We start from the raw sequence: 15,456 nt of genomic DNA, 5'->3' as shown, positions 1-15,456 counted from the left end.
ACGCGCCATCGCCTCCCCGGCGAAAGGGTGTCGCGGGATTGGCTGCGGCACCCTTTTTCCTGTCGCATCGTTGGGGAGGGGAGATGCACGAGACCGAAAGCTTCGCCTTTACCGGCCACGGCGGCCACAGGCTCGACGGGCGGCTCGAGCGGCCGCGCTATGTGCGGCCGCGCGCGGTCGCCATCTTCGCCCATTGCTTCACCTGCGGGAAGGACAGCCGCGGTGCCACGCTGATCACCCGAGCGCTCGCCGCCGAGGGGATCGCGGTGCTGCGCTTCGACTTTGCAGGCCTCGGCGGATCGGAGGGCGATTTCGCCAGCTTCGCCACGCAGGTCGCCGACCTCGAGGCCGCCGCGAAGGCCCTGTCCGAAGCCGACCTCGCTCCCAGCCTCCTCATCGGCCACAGCCTCGGCGGCGCCGCCGTCATTGCCGCGGCGGGCCGGATCGAGGGCATCAGCGCCGTCGCCACCATCGGTGCGCCGTCCGACACCGACCATGTCCTTCATCACCTTGGCGACCATCTCGAGGAAATCGAGGTGGAGGGCGAGGCGGTGGTCAAGATCGGCGGGCGCGACTTCTGCGTGAAGAAGCAGTTCATCGAGGAGACGCGCGGCGCGCTCCAGCGCGAGCGGCTCGAGGAGTTTAACCACCCGCTTCTTGTCATGCACTCGCCGACCGACAATCTCGTCGGGATCGAGCATGCCCGCGCGTTGTTCGAGGCGGCGCGCCATCCCAAGAGCTTCGTCTCGCTCGACGGCGCCGACCATTTGCTCACCCGCGATGCGGATGCGCGCTATGCCGCGGGCGTGATCGCCGCCTGGGCGGCGCGCTATGCCCCCTCGCCGGCGGAAGAGCCGAAAGAAACGCTGTCGGGCACGGTGCGGGTCGAGACGGCGGGGGGCAAGTTCGCGCAATGGGTGACCACGCCTTCGCACCGCTTCCTCGCCGACGAGCCCGTTTCCTATGGCGGCACCGACGATGGTCCGACGCCCTACGACCTGCTGCTCGGCGCGCTCGGCAGCTGCACGTCGATGACCATCGCCATGTATGCGCGCCACAAGGGCATCGACCTGCGCCATGTCTCGATCGAGCTCGAGCACAGCCGCGACCATATGTCCGACACCCGTTCGGACGTCGAGGAGGGAGCCGGCGAGCGGATCGAGGCGATCGACCGCCACATCCGGCTCGAGGGCGACTTCAGCGAAAAGCAGCGCAAGCGGATGATCGAGATCGCCGACCGCTGCCCCGTCCACCGCACGCTCGAGGGCGAGCTGCACATCCACACGACGAGCGAACCGTGAAGGCCTGCGGCGGGTGCCACTGCGGCGCGGTGCGCTGGGAGGCCCGATTGCCCGAGCCGCCGCTGAAGGCGCTGTCGTGCAACTGCTCGATGTGCCGCATGACGGGCTACCTCCACGTCTTCGTGCCGCATGGCGATTTCCTGCTACTTCGCGGCAGTGACGCGCTCACCACCTACCGCTTCGGCACCGGCGCGGCGGCGCATCTCTTCTGCCGTTTCTGCGGGGTGAAAAGCTATTACCAGCCGCGCAGCCACCCCGAGGCGTGGAGCCTTAATGCCCGCTGCCTCGACGAGGAGGTGGCGCTCGATGTGACCGACTTCGACGGGGCGAATTGGGAGGCGGCAAAGTCCGCACTCGACGGAAAGCCCGAAGGCGGTTAGCGCTTTTCACATGGTCCACCGCCCGCTTCGCCTGCGCCTGTCCGCCACCGCGCTCGCCGACAATTGGCGCTATCTCGCCAGGACGGGCGGGGTGGAAACCGGCGCCGCGATCAAGGCTGACGGCTATGGCCTCGGTGCGCGCGAGGTGATGGATGTGCTCGCCAAGGCGGGGGCACGCGACTTCTTCGTGTCGACATGGGACGAGGCCGCCGCGCTCGGCGAGCTGCCCGAAGGCGTGCGGCTCGCCGTCCTCCACGGGCTCGGCCCCGACGACGGACAGGCTGCCAATCCCAGCCCCGCGCGGCCGGTGCTGTGCAGCATGGCGCAGGTGCGCCGCTGGCGTGCGGCCTTCGGGGAGCGCCCTTGCGATGTCATGGTCGATACCGGCATGCACCGGCTGGGGGTAGGAGCGGAAGACCTCGGCGAGCTCGACGGTCTCGCGATCGACACGCTGCACAGCCATCTTGCCTGTGCCGATGAACCCGACCATCCGCTGAACGCCGCGCAGCTCGAGCGCTTCCGCGCTGCGAAAGAGCGGGTTGCCGCGCAGCGCTATAGCCTCGCCAATTCCGCGGGCATCCTCCTCGGGCCGGACTTTGCCTTCGACCTGACACGGCCCGGCATCGCGCTTTACGGCGGTGCGCCCGCGCCCGGGTCCGACGCGCTGTTCGCGCCGGTCGTGTCGATGGAAGCGCAGGTGGTCCAGCGCCGTATCCTCCCGGCGGGCGAGGCGATCGGTTATGGCGCGACATTCTCGGCCGAGCGCGACCTGCCGGTCGCCATCCTCAACGCCGGCTATGCAGACGGCTATCCGCGCAACATGTCGGGGGCGGGCCATGCCAAGTGGGCCGGGACACTGCTGCCGCTTGTCGGACGCGTGTCGATGGATCTCGTGGCGGTCGACATCAGCCGCGCCGGCGACGTGCGCGAGGGCGACTGGCTCGGGCTCGACTTCGACATCAACGCGGTCGCGCGCCAGTGCGGCATCATTTCCTATGAAGTCCTCACCGGGCTCAACGGCCGGTTCGAGCGGGTCTGGTCGGCCTAGCGCCCGTTGCTCGCCAGCATCTCGGTCGCGCCCATGCGCCCGAGCAGCGTTTCGGCAACATCGTGGCTCGACAGGATACGACCGTCGACGCCTTCGAGCGGGATGTCGTCATTCTGCATGACCGAGCGGAGAAGGACGGCGGCCTGCGGTTCGCGGCCCGAGGTGGCGAAGATCTGGGCAAGGTTGATGCGCGCGCCGACATCGGTGCGGGCGCTTTCGAGCAGCTTGGTCTCGGCGGCATCATAGTCGCCCGCCATCATTTCCTCGAAGGCCGTGTCGGGGGTGCCATAGCCGCCCGGCTGGGCGAGGGCGGGAGTGGCGGTCATGGCCGTCAGGACGGCGGCTGCAAGCGTCAGAGGGCGCATGGTCGGTCTCCTTCTACGACCGACTTCATGCCAGAGAGACGGCGGTTTTGCAACGCAGGTGCCGCAAATCTTTCACTGAACTGTCATATTGTAAAATCACAAAGCGCGGTTTTCCGGTAAAATCCAGTTTCACATTTGTGACAAGCGCACGCCTCTCATCGCCATTGTGACGCACGCCGCCGGCGCTGCCGGCTGGTGAGTGGCGGTCAGGCGGTCGCTGGCTTCCCACCCTTGGGCGCGGGCGTCTTCTTCTTGAAGCGGCACAGGTCGGCGACCGGACAGCGCCAGCATTCGGGCGTGCGGGCCTTGCAGACGTAGCGGCCGTGCAGGATCAGCCAGTGATGGGCATTGAGGAGGAAAGGCTCGGGGGTGACCTTCTCGAGCTTCTTCTCGACCGCGAGCACCGTCTTGCCCGGCGCCAGCCCGGTGCGGTTGGAGACGCGGAAGATATGCGTGTCGACCGCGATCGCCGGATGGCCGAAGGCGGTGTTGAGCACGACATTGGCGGTCTTGCGCCCGACGCCGGGCAGCCGCTCGAGCGCCTCGCGCTCCTCCGGCACCTCGCCACCATAATCGTCGACGAGGATCCGCGCGGCCTTGATGACGTTCTTCGCCTTCTGGTTGAACAGGCCGATCGTCTTGATGTGCTCGCGAAGGCCTTCCTCGCCGAGGTCGAGCATCTGCTGTGGCGTCTTCACCTTGTCGAACAGCGCGCGCGTCGCCTTGTTGACCCCGACATCGGTCGCCTGCGCCGACAGGGCGACGGCGACGACGAGCTGGTAGGGGTTGCCATATTCGAGCTCGGTCTCGGGCGCGGGATTGTCCTCGGCGAGGCGCGAGTAGAATTCGAAAACGTCCGCTTTCTTCATGAAGCGTCGATCACGTCCGCCATCGAATAGAAGCCGGGCTCGCGGCCCTTGAGGAAGCGCGCCGCCGCCAGCGCGCCGCGTGCGAAGATGCTGCGGCTTTCGGCCCGGTGCGAGAGGATGAGCCGCTCCTCGGGGCCGAGGAAGAAGACGTCATGGTCGCCAGCGACCGTGCCGCCGCGCACCGCGGCATAGCCGATCTCGCCGGCCTCGCGCTTGAGTCCCGTGCCGCAGCGGCCGAGTTCGTCATGCGCATCCTCGCCGCGCCCGCGTTCGGCGGCGAGGCCGAGGTGGAGCGCGGTGCCCGACGGCGCGTCGGCCTTGTGGCGGTGATGCGCCTCGACGATCTCGATGTCCCACTCCTCCGACCCGAGGATGCGCGCGGCGCGCTCGACAAGGTCGGTGAGGAGCGCCACCCCGAGCGAGGTGTTGGGCGCCTTCAGGATGGCGACATCGCTGCTGGCGTCGCGCAGCAGCTGGTCGTGCCCCTCGTCGAGCCCCGTCGTGCCGACGAGCAGCGGGACATTGCCGCTCAGCGCGCGGTCGATCGAGGCGCGCAGCGCATCGGGCGCGGAAAAGTCGATGAGGACGTCGGCGCCCTCCTCGACCACCGCGATGCCGGCAGCCTCTGCCGCCGTGGTGATGGCCTGGCCCATGCGGCCGTCGGGAGCGATGAGCGCGATCTTCATGCCGCTCTTCTTGCCCGCCCGCGCACCGCTTCGCAAGCGAGGCGGTGCGGCGGGTGGGGCGCGCCCCTACTTCTTCTCCATGTCGCGCAGCAGGATGGTGCTGCCGACATGGCGATAGTCGGCGCGCTGGCCGCTCTCTGCCTGCAGTTGCTGCGCGCTGCGCTGCATGAACTGCTGGTAGGCGAGGCGGCGGCGCTCGCCCTCCTCTGCGGAGACCATCTCGTCGAAGATGGTGATGAGATAGAGGTCGGGCTCGTCGTCGCGCGCGTGGATATTGTTGAGCACGTGATAACCGCTGATCCAGCCCTGTTCCTTGGCGAACTCCTGGTTGCGTACCCAATTGTCGGCGAGCCAGTTGGCATATTGCAGGCCGTGGCCGTCATCGACACTGACGCCGGTGACTTCCCAGTAATTTCCCGGTGTCATCGGCCAGTCCTGCGCGGTGGCGGGCGAGGCCCACAGGGTCGCGGCGGCGAGGCTCGCCGCAAGCATCGGCTTGTTCATGATCGTCCCCTTTAGTTGCCGGTCCCGTGGCGGGGCCGGTTCCGAGCGAGAGGACGGCGTCACCCGGGCGGGGCCGTGACTGGAGACGCGTGGCTCCGTGGGCCGGCGTCGTCCTCGGCCCCTGTCTTACCGCACCGTCAAAGCGCGCAAAAGTCGGCTTATTGGGGGAGGCGGGCCTAGCGCTCGATGAAGCGCGAGACGACGTCCTTGGCGAGCCGCGCAGGGCGTTGGCTCGAGGCATCGAGGCAGCACCACACGCTCTTCACCTCGGCGATGGTTTCATCGCCGCGCTTGATCACGGTGGTGAAGAAGGCGCGTGCGCCCGAGACCTTGTCGGCGATGACATCGGCCACGACGACGTCCTTGAGGAAGGTCGGACGGCGGTAGCTGATCTCGTGCTTGAGGGCGACCCACAGGTGGCGCGCGACCGCTTCGGGCGGGGCGACCTTCGACCAGTAATGGACGACGGCATCCTGCACCCATTTGAGATACACCGAATTGTTGACATGACCCATGTGGTCGATGTCGGCCGGCTCGATGCCGATGGGATGGTGGAATGCACGCTCGGACATGGTCTCAATTTCGCCCCTGTTGACATCAGTGTCAACTCGTAAAAGCGTTACATTCGGAGATGTTTCCCACCTCGGGAAAAATCTGCCGGAGCGTGGCGCCAGGGACACGGGCTTCACAGGGCCGGCGGGGCGCGTCATGGTCGGGCCCATGCGACGTCTCTTCCGCCTCATCGACCGGCATCGCCGCCTGTTCGCCATCCTCGGCTGGGCCTGTTTCGCGCTGGGCTGCGCCATCCATGCGCGCTTTATCGACCTGCCCGACTGGGCGGCCATTCCCTTCTGGGTCGGCGTGGGCGCGACGTTGGCGCGCTGGGCCGTGATCGAGCCGGTACGCCAGCGGCTGGCGCAGGATGCGGCAGCGGAGGCGCGCCATGGATAATATCGTCATCCTGACCGGCGCGGGGATCAGCGCGGAAAGCGGGCTCCAGACCTTTCGCGGGGCCGATGGCCTGTGGGAAGGGCATCGCGTCGAGGACGTCGCCACCCCCGAGGCTTTCGCGCGCGATCCCGAACTCGTGCAGCGCTTCTACGATGCGCGTCGCGCGCAGCTGGCCGAGGCGCATCCCAACCTCGCGCATGAGGCGCTGGCCTATCTCGATGCCGAATGGGACGGCGACTTGCTGATCGTCACCCAGAATGTCGACGACCTGCACGAGCGGGCAGGGGCCAAGCGCCTCCTCCACATGCATGGCGAATTGAAGAGCGCGCTCTGTCTCAACTGCGCCGAGCGCTCAGCCGTCGAGGGCGACCTGCTCGACGGCCCGCCCTGTCCGTGGTGCCGCGCGCCCGAACTGAGGCCCGACATCGTCTGGTTCGGCGAGATGCCGCACGGGCTCGACCGCATCGAGGAGGCACTGATGCGCGCCGACCTGTTCGTCTCGATCGGCACATCGGGGGCGGTCTATCCGGCAGCGGGCTTCGTGCAATCGGCGCGCTATCGCGGTGCGCATTGCGTCGAACTCAATCTCGAGCCCAGCCAGGGCTCCGACTTCTTCCATGACAGCCGCAACGGCCCCGCCGGGGAGCTCGTGCCCGCCTTCGTCGACGAGCTGCTCTCCGGCGAGGGTTGAGCGGGGCTTCAGGCCTATTTGTTCGGCAGTTTGAAGCTCACCGACTGGCGCGCGATCTTGCCGGTCACGAGGCCGTTCTTGCGGACGGTGAAGTTGAACTTCTCGCCATCGGCGGTCTTGCCGGCATAGATGGTGCGGCCGCGCTCGTCCTTATGCGCCTTGTAGGTGATCTTCTGGCCCTCGACCACGACGGTATCGACGCTGGTGGCGGGGAAGGTCGGGGTGGCGGTGGCCAGCGCTGCGGCCGACAGAACGGTGATCATCATCAGTGAAACTCCCTTTTCGGGCGACGGAACCGCTCCGCCGCTCATGCCGAGAGAGTTTCAAGAAGCGTGCCAGAAACGCGCTTTCCAGCCGAATCAGTGACTTAACACATTAATACAGCTAGGTGATTGGCGGTATTGGGAAATCGCACCACCGAGATGCGGGAAAAACCGCTACACCTTCCAGTCGAGCCCGACCTCGTCATAGACCTCGCGGTCCTCGTCCCACTTGGGATCGACCTTGACGTGGAGGAAGAGGTGGACCTTGCGCCCGAGATGCTCGGCGATTTCCGCACGGGCGCGCTCGCCGATCGCCTTGAGCTTCGAGCCGCCCTTGCCGAGCACGATGCCCTTCTGGCTGTCGCGCGCGATGCGGATCTGCTGGTGGATGGCGGTCGAGCCGTCCTCGCGCTCTTCCCACTTCTCGGTCACCACGGTGGAGGCGTAGGGCAGCTCCTGGTGGAGCTGGTTGTAGAGCTGCTCGCGCGTGAATTCGGCGGCGATCATGCGGTCGGTGGCATCCGACAGCTGGTCCTCGGGGAAATGCCACGGACCCTCGGGCATGGCGTCCGCGAGATGCGCCTTGAGGTCGGCCACGCCGTCGCCGCTGGTCGCCGAGACGAAGAATACCGCTTCGGGTTCGAGCCGCTCGGACAATTGCTGCGCCAGCTCGAGTAGCTTGGCCTTCTTCACGAGATCGACCTTGTTGAGGACGAGGATGCGCGGCTCTTTCCGTTCGAGCACGCCCTCGACGAGCATCTCCACGCGCTTGCCCACGCCCGCGGCGGCATCGACGATGACGACGAGCCGATCGGCATCTTCGGCGCCGTCCCATGCGGCCTTGACCATCGCGCGGTCGAGACGGCGTCCCGGCGCGAAGATGCCGGGCGTGTCGAGGAGGAGGATCTGCGCCTCGTCCTGGATGGCGATGCCCATCAGGCGGGCGCGCGTCGTCTGCGCCTTGGGGCTGGTGATCGCGACCTTCTGGCCGACGAGGGCGTTGACGAGGGTTGATTTGCCCGCATTGGGAGCGCCGAGCACGGCGACGAGACCACAGCTGGTCATGATATCTTGAGTTCCTTCAGGAGTGCCTTGGCGGCTTCGGTTTCGGCTTCCTGCTTTGAGGAGCCTTCGGCCTCGGCACTGAAATGGCGGACGGTGACGCGCACGGTGAAGCGCGGATTGTGGGGCGGGCCCTTGGTGCCGGTCTTCTCGTAGGCAGGCGCGCCGAGTTTCTTCGCCGCCGCCAGTTCCTGCAGCGCCGACTTGGGGTGGATGGGGGCCTTGCGCTGCTCATCGAGCCAAGGCGCCCAATGCGTCTGCACGAAGCGCTCGCACTTTTTCATGCCCGCCTCGAGATAGAGCGCGCCAATGAGCGCCTCGACGACATCGCCGATGACATTGTCGCTCTGCTGCGCCTTGTCGTCGCGCGCCTGCCGGCCGAGGCGGATATGGTCGGGTAGGCCGAGCGTGCGCCCGACTTCGGCGCAGGTCTCGCGCGCCACCAGCGCATTGTAGCGCCGCGCGATCTTGCCTTCCTCCTCTTGCGGAAAGCGCGCGTAGAGCCAGTCGGCGACGACCAGGCCCAATACGCGGTCGCCGAGGAATTCCAGTCGCTCGTAGCTCGCCTCGCCCTTGTTGGTGCTGGCGTGGCTGCCATGCGTCAGCGCGGCGACGAACAGCGCGGGATCGGCGGGATCGTGGTCGAACAGGTCGCGCGAAAGGGCGATCGCGCGGTCGCTGTCGTCGGGCTTCCTATTCGCCATAGCCGATCCCGATCCGGCCGGGGCGCAGCGCGGTGAACCAGGTCCATGGCAGGAACCAGCTCGCCGAGCCGTCGGTCGACCAGAAATTGCCGAGCGCGCGCCCGACGAGATTCTCGGCGGGCACGAGGCCGACCCCGCCGCTCACCGGCTGGAAGCGGCTGTCGAGGCTGTCGTCGCGATTGTCGCCCATCAGGAAGTAATGACCATCGGGCACGGTGATCGGCGCGCGGTCATCGGCCGGACCGCCGCGGCGCTGGTCGAGCACGGTATAGCTGCGACCCGACGGCAGCGTCTCGCGGAAGGCGGGATAGAAGCAGCGCTCGACCCCGTCGGCATCGGGCTGGATGAAGCGCTGGGCGCCATCGACCACGCGGCACGGGCTGTTGGGGCTGATCGGCATGGCGAAATCGCGCTCCAGCCGTTCGCGCGCGACCGGTTCGCCGTTGAGGATGACGATCCCGTCGCGCAGCTCCACGCGGTCGCCCGGCAGGCCGATGACGCGCTTGACGAAGTCGCTGTCCTCCTGCCCCGGCGGGCGGAAGACGACCACGTCGCCGCGTTCCGGATCGCTCGCCATGATGCGCCCGTCGAAGTCGGGAAAGCCGAAGGGGAAGCTGTATTTGGAATAGCCATAGGGCCATTTACCGACGAACAGATAGTCGCCGATCCACATGGTCGGCAGCATCGAGCCCGAGGGGATGGAGAAAGGCGCGACGATGAAGCTGCGCAGCACCCACGCGAACAGCGCGAGCCCGAGGAGGAATCGCGTCAGCGAACCCAGCGTCTCGGGCTTCTTTTCTTTAGCTTTGGCCATTGGCTTTCCCCTTCGGCGCACCGCGCCTGCACGTCAAGCGGGGATGGCAATTGGTTCTGCACTCGCTATGGGTGCGCTCGATGAACGACAGCACCGACCCCCGCGCCGCCCGCCTCGACACTATCGCCAATTATGAAGGCCCGCCAATCGGCGCGCTGTTCGATGCCGAGCCCGACCGGCTCGACCGGTTGGTGATCGAGGATTGCGGCATCCGCTTCGACTTTTCCAAGACCCATCTCGATGCCGACCTCGTCGCCATGTTCGGCGAGCTGGCGGAGGCGAGCGACCTTGCCGGCCAGCGCAAGGCACTCTTCTCGGGCGCGGTGGTGAACCCCACCGAAGGCCGCGCCGCCACCCATGTCGCCGAGCGCGGCGAGGGCGGCAATGACGACAACCAGTTTGCCGCCGCGATGCGCCGCCGCATGCGCCAGCTCGTCGATGCCATCGAGGCCGATGCCTTCGGCGAGATCGAGGCCGTGCTGCACATCGGCATCGGCGGCTCGGTCCTCGGCCCCGCGCTGATCGTCGATGCGCTCGGCCGCGAGGGCCAGAATGTCGACCTGCGCTTTGTTGCCAATATCGACGGCGAGGCGATGGACGAGGCGCTGATCGGTCTCGATCCTGAGACCACGCTGGTCGTCGCCGTGTCGAAGAGCTGGTCGACGATGGAAACGCTGACCAACCTCGACGCCGCCATCGACTGGCTCGAGGGCGCGGGGATGGAAGATCCCTATGGCCGCGTCATCGCGGTGACCGCGAGCCCCGACAAGGCGATCGAGAGCGGCATCGACGAGACCCGCATCCTGCCCTTCGCCGAGAGCGTGGGCGGTCGCTATTCGCTGTGGAGCGCGGTGGGCGTGTCGATCGCGCTGGCGCTCGGCTACGAGAAGTTCGAAGAGCTGCTCGAGGGCGCGGCGGCGATGGACCGCCACTTCAAGCTGTCCCCCGTGGAGAAGAACGCCCCCGTCCTCGCGGCTTTCAGCGACCTCTATTACACGCAGAACCGCGGCGCCGAGACGCGCGCCGTCTTCGCCTATGACGAGCGGCTGCGCCTCCTCGCACCCTATCTCCAGCAGCTGGTGATGGAGAGTAACGGCAAGGGCGTCACCGCCGACGGCACCCCGCTCGACCGCCCGACCAGCGCCATCCTGTGGGGCGGGGTGGGGACCGACGGCCAGCATGCCGTCTTCCAGCTCCTCCACCAGGGCAGCCACCTCGTGCCGGTCGAATTCGTCGCCGTGATCGAGAATGAGGACAGCCAGGACCCGCGCCAGCACCGCCAGCTCCTCCTCAACGCCTTCGCGCAGGGCGCCGCGCTGATGGCGGGCCGCGCCAATGACGAGGATGCCGCGCGCGCCTATCCGGGCGACCGTCCCTCCGCCACGCTGCTGCTCGACAAGCTCGACGCGCATACATTGGGCGCGCTCATCGCCTTCTATGAGCATCGCACCTTTGCCGAAGCGGTGATGCTCGGCATCAACCCCTTCGACCAATATGGCGTCGAGCTCGGCAAGGACATGGCGCGCGCCATCGATGACCCCGAGACCCGCGAGGAGTTCGACCCCTCGACCAAGGCGCTGATCGGAAAGGCCGGCCTGTGAGCGCCAAGGACAAAAACTTCGACTATGACCTGTTCGTGATCGGCGCGGGCTCGGGCGGGGTGCGCGCCGCGCGCATCGCCGCGAGCCATGGCGCTCGCGTCGGCATCGCCGAGGAATATCGCGTCGGCGGGACCTGCGTCATCCGTGGCTGCGTGCCCAAGAAGCTGCTCGTCTATGGCGCCCATTTCGCCGAGGATTTGCAGGATTGCACCAAGTTCGGCTGGGAAGTGGAGCGCAAGAGCTTCGAGTGGGCCAAGCTGCGCGATAACGTCGCCGACGAGGTCGACCGGCTGGAAGGCCTCTACCGCAACACGCTCAATGGCAATGACGTCACCATCCACGACTGCCGCGCTTCGCTCGGCGGCGGGCATGAGGTGAAGCTGTCGGACGGCACAAGCGTCACCGCCAAGAACATCCTCATCGCCGTCGGCGCACGTCCGCACGTGCCCGACATCGAGGGATGCCAGGATCATGCGATCGTCTCCAACGACGTCTTCAAGTTGGACAAGCTGCCCAAGCGTATCGCCATCGCGGGCGGCGGCTATATCGCCAATGAATTCGCGGGCATCTTCAACGAGTTCGGCTCGACCGTGACCATCGTCAACCGCGGCGATCGTATCCTGCGCGGCTACGACCACCAGGTCCGCGACCGCCTTCTCCAGATCTCGATGACCAAGGGCATCCGCTTCATCTTCAACTCGATCTTCGACAAGGTGGAGAAGAATGAGGACGGCTCGCTCCACCTCACCATGAACGGTTGCGAGGACATGGAAGTGGACGCGCTTCTGTTCGCCACGGGGCGCGAGCCCAATGTCGAGGGTCTTGGCCTCGAGGAAGCGGGCGTGAAGACGGGCGAGCGCGGCGCCATCTGCGTCGATGACTATAGCCGCACCAGCGTCGATCACATCTATGCCGTGGGCGATGTTACCGACCGCGTCCAGCTCACCCCCGTGGCGATCCGCGAGGGCCATGCGGTGGCCGACAATTTGTTCGACGGGCAGGACCGCACGGTCGATTATGACAATATCCCGAGCGCCGTCTTCAGCCACCCGCCCATCGCCGCCGTCGGCCTCACCGAGAGCGAGGCGCGCGAGAAGCTGGGCGGGGCCTACAAGACCTACACCAGCGATTTCCGCGCTATGAAGAACGTGCTCGCGGGCCGCAACGAGCGCTCGCTTTACAAGCTGGTCGTCGATGCCAACACCGATGTCGTCGTCGGCATCCACATGATCGGACCCGAGGCGCCTGAAGTCATGCAGGCCGCCGCCATCGCGGTGAAGGCGGGGCTGACCAAGCAGGCGTTCGACGACACGATCGCGCTGCACCCGACGATGGCGGAAGAACTGGTGCTCATGCGCTGATGCATGACGCGGTGGTCATCGGGGCGGGGCACAACGGGCTGACGTGCGCTTTCTACCTCGCGAAAAAGGGGCTGGACGTGCTCGTCGTCGAGGCCGCCGACACGGTCGGCGGCGCGGCGGTGACCGATGAGTTCCACGAGGGCTTCCGCAACTCGGCCGCCAGCTACACGGTGAGCCTCCTCCAGCCGCAGATCATCCGCGATATGGATTTGCACCGCCACGGGCTCGAGGTGGTGCTGCGCAAGGTCGACAATTTCCTGCCCACGCGCGGGGCCGATTACCTGCTGAGCGGGCGCGGCGGGCTGACCCGCAGCGAGATCGTCCGTCACCACAAGCCCGACGGGCCCGCCTATGACGCCTATGAGGCCGAACTGCAGGGCCTTGTCGCGCTGGTCCGCAAGTGGATGCTGAAGGCGCCGCCCGTGGCCGCGAAAAGCGTTTCGGGGCTCGGCGACTGGCTCCGGCTGGCGCGCGATGTCGTCGGCATGGAGCGCGCCGAGGTCGATGCGCTCAGCCGCTTCTTCCTCAAGAGCGCGGGCGACGTGCTCGATGCGCGCTTCGAGGGCGAGCTGGCGAAAGCATTGTTCGGCTTCGACGGCATCGTCGGCCATTTCGCCAGCCCCTACGAGCCGGGGACCGCCTATGTGCTCCTCCACCATCTCCTTGGCGAGGCGAACGGGGTGCAGGGCGCCTGGGGCCACGCCATCGGCGGGATGGGCGCGATCACGCAGGCGATGGCGCGTAGCGTTCGCGAGGCGGGCGGCGACATCCGCCTCGGCGCGCCGGTCGAGGAAGTGATCGTCGAGGGCGGGCGCGCCTGCGGCGTGGTGGTTGGCGGCAAGGCGATCCGCTCGAAGGTCGTCATATCGAACGCCAATCCGCGCCTCCTCGCCACGCAGCTCATGCCCGAGGGCGCGCTGCCCGAGGATGCGGCGGCCCATTATGCCGGCTGGGCCTGCGAGAGCGCGACCTTCCGCATGAATGTCGCGCTCAAACGCCTGCCGAGCTTCACCAGCATCCCCGGGCGCGGCGATCACCTGACGGCGGGCATCATCATGGCGCCGAGCCTCGATCATATGGCGCGCGCGCATGCCAGCGCGGTGCTCGACGGGTGGAGCGCGGATCCCATTGTCGAGATGCTCGTGCCCTCGACCCTCGACGATACGCTCGCGCCAAAGCACCACCATGTCGCCAGCCTTTTCTGCCAGCACTTCCGCTACAAGCTGCCCGGCAAGCGGACGTGGGCCGAGGAGCGCGAGGCCGCCGCCGATGCGGTCATCAGGACCGTCGACAGCTATGCGCCGGGTTTTGCCGATAGCGTCATCGCCCGCCAGATCCATTCGCCCGCCGACCTGGAGACCCGTTTCGGCCTCATCGGCGGCGACATCTTCCACGGCAAGATGACGCTCGACCAGATCTTCTCCGCCCGTCCGCGGCTTGGAGACCAAAGCTATCGCATGCCGCTCGAGGGTCTCTATTTGTGCGGCTCGGGTGCGCATCCGGGCGGCGGGGTGACCGGTGCGCCGGGGCATAATGCCGCGCGCACTATTCTTTCGGACAAGCGTAAATGGAGGAATGCGGCATGAGTGCTACGCCGCTGACAGGCCTGAAAGTTCTCGACCTCAGCCGCGTACTGGCGGGGCCGTGGTGCACCCAGTTGCTCGCCGATCTCGGCGCCGAGGTGGTCAAGATCGAGCGTCCGGGCGCTGGCGACGACACCCGCCATTGGGGGCCGCCTTGGCACGAGCATGGGGACGAGCGCGTTGCAGCCTATTTCCTCGCTGCCAACCGCGGCAAGAAGAGCGTCGCGCTCGATTTCTCCAGCCCCGAAGGTGCGGCCGTCGTCCGCAAGATGGCCGCCGACGCCGATGTGCTGGTCGAGAATTACAAGGTCGGCGGGCTCGCCAAATATGGCCTCGACGCCGCCAGCCTTCGCGCCGCCAATCCCAAGCTGATCTACGCCTCGGTCACGGGCTTCGGGCAGGACGGGCCTTATGCCGCCCGCGCGGGCTACGATTACATCATCCAGGCGATGGGCGGGATGATGAGCCTGACCGGCCTTCCCGACGACATGGAAAATGGCGGGCCGCTACGCGTCGGCGTCGCCATCGCCGACATTTTCACCGGTATGTACACCGCAAGTGCGATCCTCGCGGCGCTTCACGAGCGCGAGACGACGGGGAAGGGCGCGCATGTCGACATGGCGCTGTTCGACACCCAGCTCGCCGTGCTGGCCAACCAGGCCTCGAATGCCATGGTCTCGGGGCGCGATCCCGGGCGGCAGGGAAACAGCCACCCCAATATCGTGCCCTACCAGCCCTTCATGGCGTCGGACCAGCCGCTCATCATCGCGGTCGGCAATGACGGCCAGTTCGCACGCCTCGCCAAGCTCTGCGGCCATCCCGAATGGGTGGAGGACGAGCGCTTCGCCACCAATGCCGCGCGCGTCGCCAACCGCGAGGCCATTGTCGCCAAGGTCGGTGCGGTCATCGCCGATGCCCCCGCAGCGCAGTGGATGGAAAAGCTCCTCGAAGCCGGCATTCCCGCCGGCCCGATCAACAGCGTGAGCCAGGCGCTTGCCGACCCGCAGGCGCAGCATCGCGGCGCAAGGCAGCAGCGCGGGGAGGGGGCCTTGGGCGCGGTGCCGATGGTCGGCTCGCCGATCCGGCTCGACGGGCAGCGCGCCGATGCGTCTCTCGCGCCGCCCGCGCTGGGTGAGCATACGAGCGAGGTGCTGGCACATTATTGCGACGCCAATACGCTCGGCGTCCTTAAGGCCGCAGGCATCACCAACTAGACGTCATCCCAGCGAAGGCTGGGATCCATGTCGTTGAGAATATTCGCCTTGGCATGGGC

General features: G+C 67.0%; 18 protein-coding genes. 9 read left to right on the top strand and 9 right to left on the bottom strand.

Annotation, left to right across the window (positions count from 1 at the left end):
* Positions 1-83 precede the first annotated feature (83 nt).
* The 3 genes from NUW81_RS03255 to alr are packed head-to-tail and all read left to right on the top strand — an operon-like array spanning position 84 to position 2,729.
* The gene (locus NUW81_RS03255) at positions 84-1,301 is read left to right on the top strand and encodes a bifunctional alpha/beta hydrolase/OsmC family protein (RefSeq protein ID WP_245110319.1); all 1,218 of its coding nucleotides are present in this window, start codon (positions 84-86) and stop codon (positions 1,299-1,301) included.
* Entirely contained in the window at positions 1,298-1,681 is a 384-nt protein-coding gene (locus tag NUW81_RS03250) for a GFA family protein (RefSeq protein ID WP_446677096.1), read from the top strand. The genes NUW81_RS03255 and NUW81_RS03250 overlap by 4 nt, the downstream gene beginning before the upstream one ends.
* A gap of 10 nt (positions 1,682-1,691) precedes the next feature.
* Positions 1,692-2,729 carry an alanine racemase gene (gene alr, locus NUW81_RS03245; RefSeq protein WP_245110317.1) on the top strand — a complete coding sequence of 346 codons (1,038 nt, stop codon included), beginning with the start codon at positions 1,692-1,694 and terminating at the stop codon, positions 2,727-2,729.
* On the opposite strand, the gene NUW81_RS03240 is transcribed toward alr, so the two are convergent.
* The 5 genes from NUW81_RS03240 to NUW81_RS03220 all read right to left on the bottom strand — a co-directional run bounded on the left by NUW81_RS03240 (position 2,726) and on the right by NUW81_RS03220 (position 5,725).
* Complete coding sequence (locus tag NUW81_RS03240; RefSeq protein ID WP_245110316.1) at positions 2,726-3,094, bottom strand: hypothetical protein; 369 nt, start codon at positions 3,092-3,094, stop codon at positions 2,726-2,728. The genes alr and NUW81_RS03240 overlap by 4 nt on opposite strands.
* A gap of 206 nt (positions 3,095-3,300) precedes the next feature.
* Positions 3,301-3,963, bottom strand: coding sequence for an endonuclease III (gene nth, locus NUW81_RS03235; protein ID WP_245110315.1), 663 nt, complete (start codon positions 3,961-3,963; stop codon positions 3,301-3,303).
* Positions 3,960-4,649: a 4-hydroxy-tetrahydrodipicolinate reductase gene (gene dapB, locus NUW81_RS03230; RefSeq protein ID WP_245110314.1), complete on the bottom strand. Its 690-nt coding sequence runs from the start codon at positions 4,647-4,649 to the stop codon at positions 3,960-3,962. Before dapB ends, nth begins: the two co-directional genes overlap by 4 nt.
* 66 nt (positions 4,650-4,715) lie before the next feature.
* Positions 4,716-5,153, bottom strand: coding sequence for a hypothetical protein (locus NUW81_RS03225; RefSeq protein WP_245110313.1), 438 nt, complete (start codon positions 5,151-5,153; stop codon positions 4,716-4,718).
* 176 nt (positions 5,154-5,329) lie between these two features.
* The gene (locus tag NUW81_RS03220; protein WP_245110312.1) at positions 5,330-5,725 is read right to left on the bottom strand and encodes an acyl-CoA thioesterase; all 396 of its coding nucleotides are present in this window, start codon (positions 5,723-5,725) and stop codon (positions 5,330-5,332) included.
* 148 nt (positions 5,726-5,873) lie between these two features.
* Between NUW81_RS03220 and NUW81_RS03215 the strand changes: the two genes are divergently transcribed.
* Both NUW81_RS03215 and NUW81_RS03210 read left to right on the top strand, forming a co-directional pair.
* On the top strand, positions 5,874-6,104 hold the full coding sequence (locus tag NUW81_RS03215) for a hypothetical protein (RefSeq protein WP_245110311.1): 231 nt from the start codon (positions 5,874-5,876) through the stop codon (positions 6,102-6,104).
* Positions 6,097-6,795, top strand: coding sequence for an NAD-dependent deacylase (locus NUW81_RS03210; RefSeq protein WP_312025051.1), 699 nt, complete (start codon positions 6,097-6,099; stop codon positions 6,793-6,795). The genes NUW81_RS03215 and NUW81_RS03210 overlap by 8 nt, the downstream gene beginning before the upstream one ends.
* A 14-nt stretch (positions 6,796-6,809) precedes the next feature.
* On the opposite strand, the gene NUW81_RS03205 is transcribed toward NUW81_RS03210, so the two are convergent.
* From NUW81_RS03205 to lepB, 4 genes are all read right to left on the bottom strand, one after another.
* Positions 6,810-7,061 (bottom strand): hypothetical protein, encoded by a 252-nt coding sequence (locus tag NUW81_RS03205; RefSeq protein ID WP_245110309.1) that lies wholly within the window; start codon positions 7,059-7,061, stop codon positions 6,810-6,812.
* Positions 7,062-7,232: 171 nt separating this feature from the next.
* Entirely contained in the window at positions 7,233-8,123 is an 891-nt protein-coding gene (gene era / locus NUW81_RS03200) for a GTPase Era (protein ID WP_245110308.1), read from the bottom strand.
* A complete protein-coding gene (gene rnc / locus NUW81_RS03195) occupies positions 8,120-8,824 on the bottom strand; it encodes a ribonuclease III (protein WP_245110307.1) in 705 nt (234 codons plus the stop codon). Before rnc ends, era begins: the two co-directional genes overlap by 4 nt.
* A complete protein-coding gene (gene lepB, locus NUW81_RS03190) occupies positions 8,814-9,638 on the bottom strand; it encodes a signal peptidase I (RefSeq protein WP_245110306.1) in 825 nt (274 codons plus the stop codon). Before lepB ends, rnc begins: the two co-directional genes overlap by 11 nt.
* A gap of 80 nt (positions 9,639-9,718) precedes the next feature.
* Between lepB and pgi the strand changes: the two genes are divergently transcribed.
* The 4 genes from pgi to NUW81_RS03170 are packed head-to-tail and all read left to right on the top strand — an operon-like array spanning position 9,719 to position 15,397.
* Positions 9,719-11,239: a glucose-6-phosphate isomerase gene (gene pgi, locus NUW81_RS03185; protein ID WP_245110305.1), complete on the top strand. Its 1,521-nt coding sequence runs from the start codon at positions 9,719-9,721 to the stop codon at positions 11,237-11,239.
* Positions 11,236-12,600, top strand: coding sequence for a glutathione-disulfide reductase (gorA, locus tag NUW81_RS03180; protein WP_245110304.1), 1,365 nt, complete (start codon positions 11,236-11,238; stop codon positions 12,598-12,600). Before pgi ends, gorA begins: the two co-directional genes overlap by 4 nt.
* Positions 12,600-14,186, top strand: coding sequence for a phytoene desaturase family protein (locus tag NUW81_RS03175; RefSeq protein WP_245110303.1), 1,587 nt, complete (start codon positions 12,600-12,602; stop codon positions 14,184-14,186). Before gorA ends, NUW81_RS03175 begins: the two co-directional genes overlap by 1 nt.
* Positions 14,183-15,397: a CaiB/BaiF CoA transferase family protein gene (locus NUW81_RS03170; protein WP_245110302.1), complete on the top strand. Its 1,215-nt coding sequence runs from the start codon at positions 14,183-14,185 to the stop codon at positions 15,395-15,397. The genes NUW81_RS03175 and NUW81_RS03170 overlap by 4 nt, the downstream gene beginning before the upstream one ends.
* The last annotated feature ends 59 nt before the right edge of the window (positions 15,398-15,456 follow it).

Origin of the sequence: Sphingomicrobium aestuariivivum, assembly GCF_024721585.1 — a bacterium.
GTDB classification, from domain to species: Bacteria; Pseudomonadota; Alphaproteobacteria; order Sphingomonadales; family Sphingomonadaceae; genus Sphingomicrobium; species Sphingomicrobium aestuariivivum.
This window is presented reverse-complemented; position numbering and strand designations above follow the sequence as displayed.